Annotated in this window: 8 protein-coding genes; 2 read left to right on the top strand and 6 right to left on the bottom strand. The window is 70.6% G+C overall.

The window, feature by feature from the left end:
* From VG869_01840 to VG869_01815, 6 genes are all read right to left on the bottom strand, one after another.
* Positions 1-611 (bottom strand): amidohydrolase family protein (locus tag VG869_01840; GenBank protein HEV3449922.1); only part of this gene is annotated, 611 nt, incomplete at its 3' end.
* A 141-nt stretch (positions 612-752) separates the two neighbouring features.
* Positions 753-1,421: a hypothetical protein gene (locus VG869_01835; GenBank protein ID HEV3449921.1), complete on the bottom strand. Its 669-nt coding sequence runs from the start codon at positions 1,419-1,421 to the stop codon at positions 753-755.
* A 339-nt stretch (positions 1,422-1,760) separates the two neighbouring features.
* Positions 1,761-1,970 carry a cold-shock protein gene (locus tag VG869_01830; GenBank protein HEV3449920.1) on the bottom strand — a complete coding sequence of 70 codons (210 nt, stop codon included), beginning with the start codon at positions 1,968-1,970 and terminating at the stop codon, positions 1,761-1,763.
* Positions 1,971-2,140: 170 nt separating this feature from the next.
* Positions 2,141-2,602: an SRPBCC domain-containing protein gene (locus VG869_01825; GenBank protein ID HEV3449919.1), complete on the bottom strand. Its 462-nt coding sequence runs from the start codon at positions 2,600-2,602 to the stop codon at positions 2,141-2,143.
* A complete protein-coding gene (locus VG869_01820; protein ID HEV3449918.1) occupies positions 2,589-2,900 on the bottom strand; it encodes a metalloregulator ArsR/SmtB family transcription factor in 312 nt (103 codons plus the stop codon). The genes VG869_01825 and VG869_01820 overlap by 14 nt, the downstream gene beginning before the upstream one ends.
* 7 nt (positions 2,901-2,907) lie before the next feature.
* Positions 2,908-3,462: a TIGR03086 family metal-binding protein gene (locus tag VG869_01815; GenBank protein ID HEV3449917.1), complete on the bottom strand. Its 555-nt coding sequence runs from the start codon at positions 3,460-3,462 to the stop codon at positions 2,908-2,910.
* A 244-nt stretch (positions 3,463-3,706) separates the two neighbouring features.
* On the opposite strand from VG869_01815, the gene VG869_01810 reads away from it, so the two are divergent.
* Together VG869_01810 and VG869_01805 are read left to right on the top strand one after the other, a co-directional pair.
* Positions 3,707-4,171 (top strand): SRPBCC family protein, encoded by a 465-nt coding sequence (locus VG869_01810; GenBank protein HEV3449916.1) that lies wholly within the window; start codon positions 3,707-3,709, stop codon positions 4,169-4,171.
* Positions 4,172-4,228: 57 nt separating this feature from the next.
* The gene (locus VG869_01805; protein HEV3449915.1) at positions 4,229-4,789 is read left to right on the top strand and encodes a carboxymuconolactone decarboxylase family protein; all 561 of its coding nucleotides are present in this window, start codon (positions 4,229-4,231) and stop codon (positions 4,787-4,789) included.
* Positions 4,790-4,962 lie beyond the last annotated feature (173 nt).

The raw sequence follows: 4,962 nt of genomic DNA, 5'->3' as shown, positions 1-4,962 counted from the left end.
GTCAGATCGACCCACGGCTCGCATCCGTGGCGAAGGACGAGGCGCAGCTCCGGAAAGTCGTAGCAGACGTCATCGGCAAAGCCGGGATACTGACTCTCCGCGGGCACGCGTGGCCCGGGCACTCCCCCTTGCACGAAGACCGGGATGTCGAGCTCGACGCACTTGGCGTAGACGGGGTAGGCCCGGCGGTCGTTGATCGGCACGGGCGGGTTCTTCCCCGCCGGGAAGAACTGCGCCGCGACGATGCCGTGGTCGCGCACCGCGCGCTCGAGCGCTCGGATCGACTCCTGACCACCGTTGGGATCAACCTCGAGGCTCCCGTAGAGGCGATCAGGATGCTCGGAGATCGCTCGGACGTGGAGTTCATCCGTGAGCGTCACCGGGAGGAGGCCACGCTCGATCCCGAAGCGGTCCATCTCCAGCAGGAGACGGTCGATGCTGTCGGGCTCGCGGCGGAGCGTGGGCGTCGTCCTGAACATGTACCCGGCGGGGTGCTCGAACGTCTTGCTCCCCTCGTCCCGGAGCACCACCGACATCGAGTCGTACCAATCGCGGCGTTCGACGTTCGGGAGCCCGATCATCGTGTCAACCACCGCTATGCCACGCGGCACCGCCACGCCGTACCTCCCCACCGGCGGCCACCCTCGAGCCTGATGCGGCTCGGCCCGCCGGTCAACTGGACGCCGAGGAGGGGGCTCGCACTCCCTTCGCGGCAGGGCGGTTTCCCGCCGCGTCCCGGCACCGCCGACCGATCAGCCGATCCCGGCGCACGCCGGTTCGGAGCCGAAGGCCCGGTCGAGGGTCCGGTCCCGGATGCTGGTCTCGGCGTCGTGGACCAGTGCCTCCACCTGCTTTCCGACGTTGTCGAGCCGCTGGACCAGCACCTGGGCCGCGACCTGGAAGGCGCGGGGGTCGTCGGGCAGGGCTTGGGCCGCCGGCTGCATCGTGACGAACGCCTGCTGAGCCCGGCTCACGCCGGTCTGGAGGTATGACGCGACGGCGGCCCCGTGCGAGGCCTTCGGGATCCCGGCCTGATCCAGCCCGTCGACGAGCTCCTGGGTCCTGATGGCGGAGGTCCCGATGAACTGCGCGAGCGCGCTGCGCACCTCCGACAGCGTCGTCGTGATGCCGTTCGTCGGCGTCGCGAGGTTGGATCCGGAGTCTCGGAGGCTCGAGCCCCATGCCGCCAGCTTCGTGCAGACCGCGCGCGTCCAGGCCCTGACGTCGACGGTGGTCTTCGACACACCTCGCGGCACCGCCGCCAGGAGGTTCACAGCCACGTGACAGGTCTGATTGCTGGCGTCGTCGACCGTCCCGCCCGCCACCGTGAGCGGCGTGGGCCGGACCGCCTGGACCGCGGTGGCCTCGACGAGCACCGCCGCTGGATCACCGCGCTCGAGCGCCCGCGCGATGCGGTCCACCGCGGGCTTCACGCCCGACGGCGAGGCCCGCGCCAGCCGCCTGAGCGCGGTGTCCGAATCGGCCTTCGACGACGAGTGAGTGGCGTTAAACGATCGGACGGCGGCACAGAACGAGCGCGGACTCGTTCCCGTGGTCCCTGACCCGAGCGGGATCGCGACGAACGCGCTGAGCGTCATCGCTCCGATCGCGCTCACCAGGTGGGTGCCGAGCGGAACCCGACTGGTGCTGCGACCGCGGCCTCCCTCCACACCGGAGCCGACGGGAGCGCGGGTCGCGGTGGAGATCGTCCGCTCAGAGGTACCGGAGGGTTCGCGGCCCGCCGGCGACAGCAACGGCGCCTAGATCGGGCGGACGTTCTGGGCTTCGTCGCCCTTCTTGCCCCGGGCGATGTCGAACTCGACGCGCTGACCCTCTTGCAGCGTCTTGAAGCCCTCACCCTGGATGGCGGAGAAGTGCACGAACACGTCGTCGCCCTGTTCCCGAGAGATGAACCCGTAGCCCTTCTGGTCGTTGAAGAACTTCACAGTGCCAGTTGCCAACGATCTCACGTCCTTCTAATCACCGGGACGGTCCGGTTGACACGACCTCGGCAGTCGCAGTGTATGACACGACGAACCTCGCCACGGAACACCCGTGTGCAGGTCCGCTCGCGTCACGGTCGAGCCGCATTGGACCGAAAGCCGATGGCCCGCGACCGATCCGCACGCGACGCCGAGCGCTACCGCCGATCGGCGGGCCGGAGCCAGGGGTCCGGGCCCGAGTCGTCGCCGCCGCCGGCGGTCTGCAGCCGGCCGAGGTAGTGCCGCCAGCCGTCGGCATGGGATGGGGTCCGCGACGGCGGGAGCCCGCGGTGGGTGAAGCGGAGGTGCGTGCCGCCATCTCTCGGGGTGAGCTGCACGTCGATCGTCGTGGCACCCGGTGGGAGGTCGGCATTCCCCTCCCAACCCCAGGTGAAGACAAGATGGGAGGGCGGGTCGAGCTCGACAAACTCGCCGGCGGCGACGTCGCGACCGTTGACGTCGACTCGAAACACGCCCCCCGGTACCGGATCGAGCGTGTGGTCGACGCCCATCCACCGGGCCATCTTCGTCGGGTCGACAAAGAACGAGTACACGATCTCCGGGCGAGCGTCGATCTGCAGCTCGTGGGTGAACGTGTCGGGGTCGTCAGGGTCGGGCACCGCGTTCCTCGGCTTCGGCCGCCGTCTTCAGCCCGGCCAGGTGGTCGATCCAGAACTCCTCGATGAACCGGCGGACCTCCGCCAGCGCCTGGGGGCGGGTCCGGTAGAGGCGCCGGTTCCCAGCCCGCCGCTCGCTCACGAGCCCCGCCGCTCGCAGGACCGTGAGGTGCTGCGAGATCGCCGGCCGGCTGACGTCGAAGTGCGACGCGATCTGCCCCGCCGACAGCTCCCGGCGGCGGACGAGGCGGATGATCTCCCGCCGGGTCGGGGCGGCGAGGGCCCGCAGCACGGTCTCCACCTGCAGCTCAGGGTTGGCGACCGAGAAACGCGACCATCTGATCGGTCGGTGACGCTCCAGCCGAGACTTCGACGATCGGCGCGAAGGGCTTCCCGGGACCGCGGAGGTCGTCCCGGATGGCGACCCTCGAGAACTCGAGCGCCGCGCCCGCGAGCACCGGGTCGAGCGCAGGATCTTGGCCGGTCGCCGTGGCGAGGTCCCAGCCGTGCACCAAGGTGTCGATGAAGTTGACCCCGGCGGCCATCTCCGCCGGCACCTCGCCGATGGGAAGCCGACGCGTGCCCTCGAGCGCGTGGGGCGAGGACCACGCCGCGAGGTTGGCGGCGGAGGCGCGGTCGAAGGCGGCGGCCGGATCGGTCCCGACAAGATCGTGGGGACCGCCGCTCGAGGGCTCCTGACCGGCCGCGGTGCGCTCGAAGCGCGCCACCACCCACGTGGTGTGGTTGATCAGCGCCCGCACGTCCCACTCCGAGCACGGGGTGGGGTCACCGAGAGCGTCGGGGCGAATGCTCCCGATGATCCGGCCGGTTGAGGCGAACGCCCCGTCGAGCAGCGCCAGCATCTCCATATCCGTCCCCTTCGCGCAAGTGTAAGCAAGTTCTTACATAGACGGCGCGGGGTTGTCAAGACGCCACGTCCCGAGATCGACGGGGTCTGCGGCGACCCCGCGGGCGTGATGCCGACGCGCGAACCGTCGATCCCACTGATCGGCTCGCGGGAGCGGCGGGGCCGCCCCTCGTTCGCCCCGAGGTCGCCCGAGCCGACTCGCGGGAACCGCATGGCGCCCAGGCGTACGCTCTGCGCCCGTGACGAGCGCCGATGATGTGGAGACGGTCGAGCGAACCATTCCGGCACCGCCGGAGCGGATCTTCGAGCTTCTCGCCGATCCGCGGCGGCATCCCGAGATCGATGGGTCGGGGAGCGTCCGAGGCGCCAAGGACGGACCGGAACGCCTCTCGCTCGGCGCGCGGTTCGGAATGGCGATGAAGATCGGGCTGCCGTACTCGATGGTCAGCGAGGTCGTCGAGTTCGAGGACGGTCGCCGCATCGCCTGGCAGTCCCGGCCGCCCAGTCCACTCGGATCCCGCCTCGCCGGTGGTCGGATCTGGCGGTACGAGCTCGAGCCGCTCGGCCAAGGCACCGTGGTCCGCGAGAGCTGGGACATCTCCGGCGAGAAGTTCAAGGCTCTCGTGCGCCCCGCCCGAAAGCGAACGCGGCAAGCGATGGAGCGCACCCTGGAGCGGATCGAGGAGCTCGTCACGAGCCGCTAGCCCGTGCACCCGCCATGGTCCCCCCGCCGGCCGGGGTCCCGTCACTACCGTGGGCCGATGACGAAGTGCGCGGGCTCTCCCCGCATCGCTCCTGTCCCATCATCGGACCTCGACGAAGCCTCGAGCGAGCTGCTGCGCGCCGCCGGTTCGCCGGGAAGCCCAGCCACGAACATCTTCGCGACGCTCGTTCGCCATCCCGGTCTGTTCCGGAGGTGGCTGCCGTTCGCCGGGAAGCTGCTGGCGGGCAGGCTCCCACCGCGCGACCGGGAGCTGCTGATCCTCCGGACTGGGTGGTTGTGCGGCTCGGAGTACGAGTGGGGTCAGCACGTCCTGATTGGTGGTGCGGTCGGGGTGACCGACGACGAGATCCGCCGCGTGCAAGCGGGTCCGGGGGAGCCGGGCTGGAGCCGATTCGACGCTGCGCTCGTGCGCGCGGCCGATGAGCTGCACGACGACAGCTGCATCAGCGAGGCCACGTGGAGCACCCTGGCCGACCGCTACGACGACCGTCAGCTGATCGAGCTGCTGATGCTCGTCGGCCAGTATCACCTGGTGGCGTTCGCGTTGAACTCGCTCGGCGTCGAGCGTGAAGCAGGCGTGCCCGGGTTCGAGGGTTGAGCGCGGCCAGGCTCGCCGGGCGGCGAGTCCTCGTCGTGGGAGCCGGGACCCAGCCGTCCGACGAGCCGGACCCGCCGGTCGGGAACGGCCGGGCGATCGCCGTCGCCGCCGGTCGGGAGGGCGCCGTCGTCGTCTGCGCCGATCGTGACCGCGGGTCGGCCGAGGCCACGGCG

This window comes from Acidimicrobiia bacterium, assembly GCA_035948415.1.
Taxonomy (GTDB): domain Bacteria; phylum Actinomycetota; class Acidimicrobiia; order IMCC26256; family PALSA-555; genus PALSA-555.
Note: the sequence above shows the minus strand (reverse complement) of the source record. Positions and strands in the feature narration are given on the sequence as shown.

Bases quoted from the DNA above. Each gene is read 5' to 3' on its own strand.
- VG869_01815 (HEV3449917.1), bottom strand. From the start codon at position 3,462: ATGCTGGCGCTGCTCGACGGGGCGTTCGCCTCAACCGGCCGGATCATC.
- VG869_01805 (HEV3449915.1), top strand. From the start codon at position 4,229: ATGACGAAGTGCGCGGGCTCTCCCCGCATCGCTCCTGTCCCATCATCG.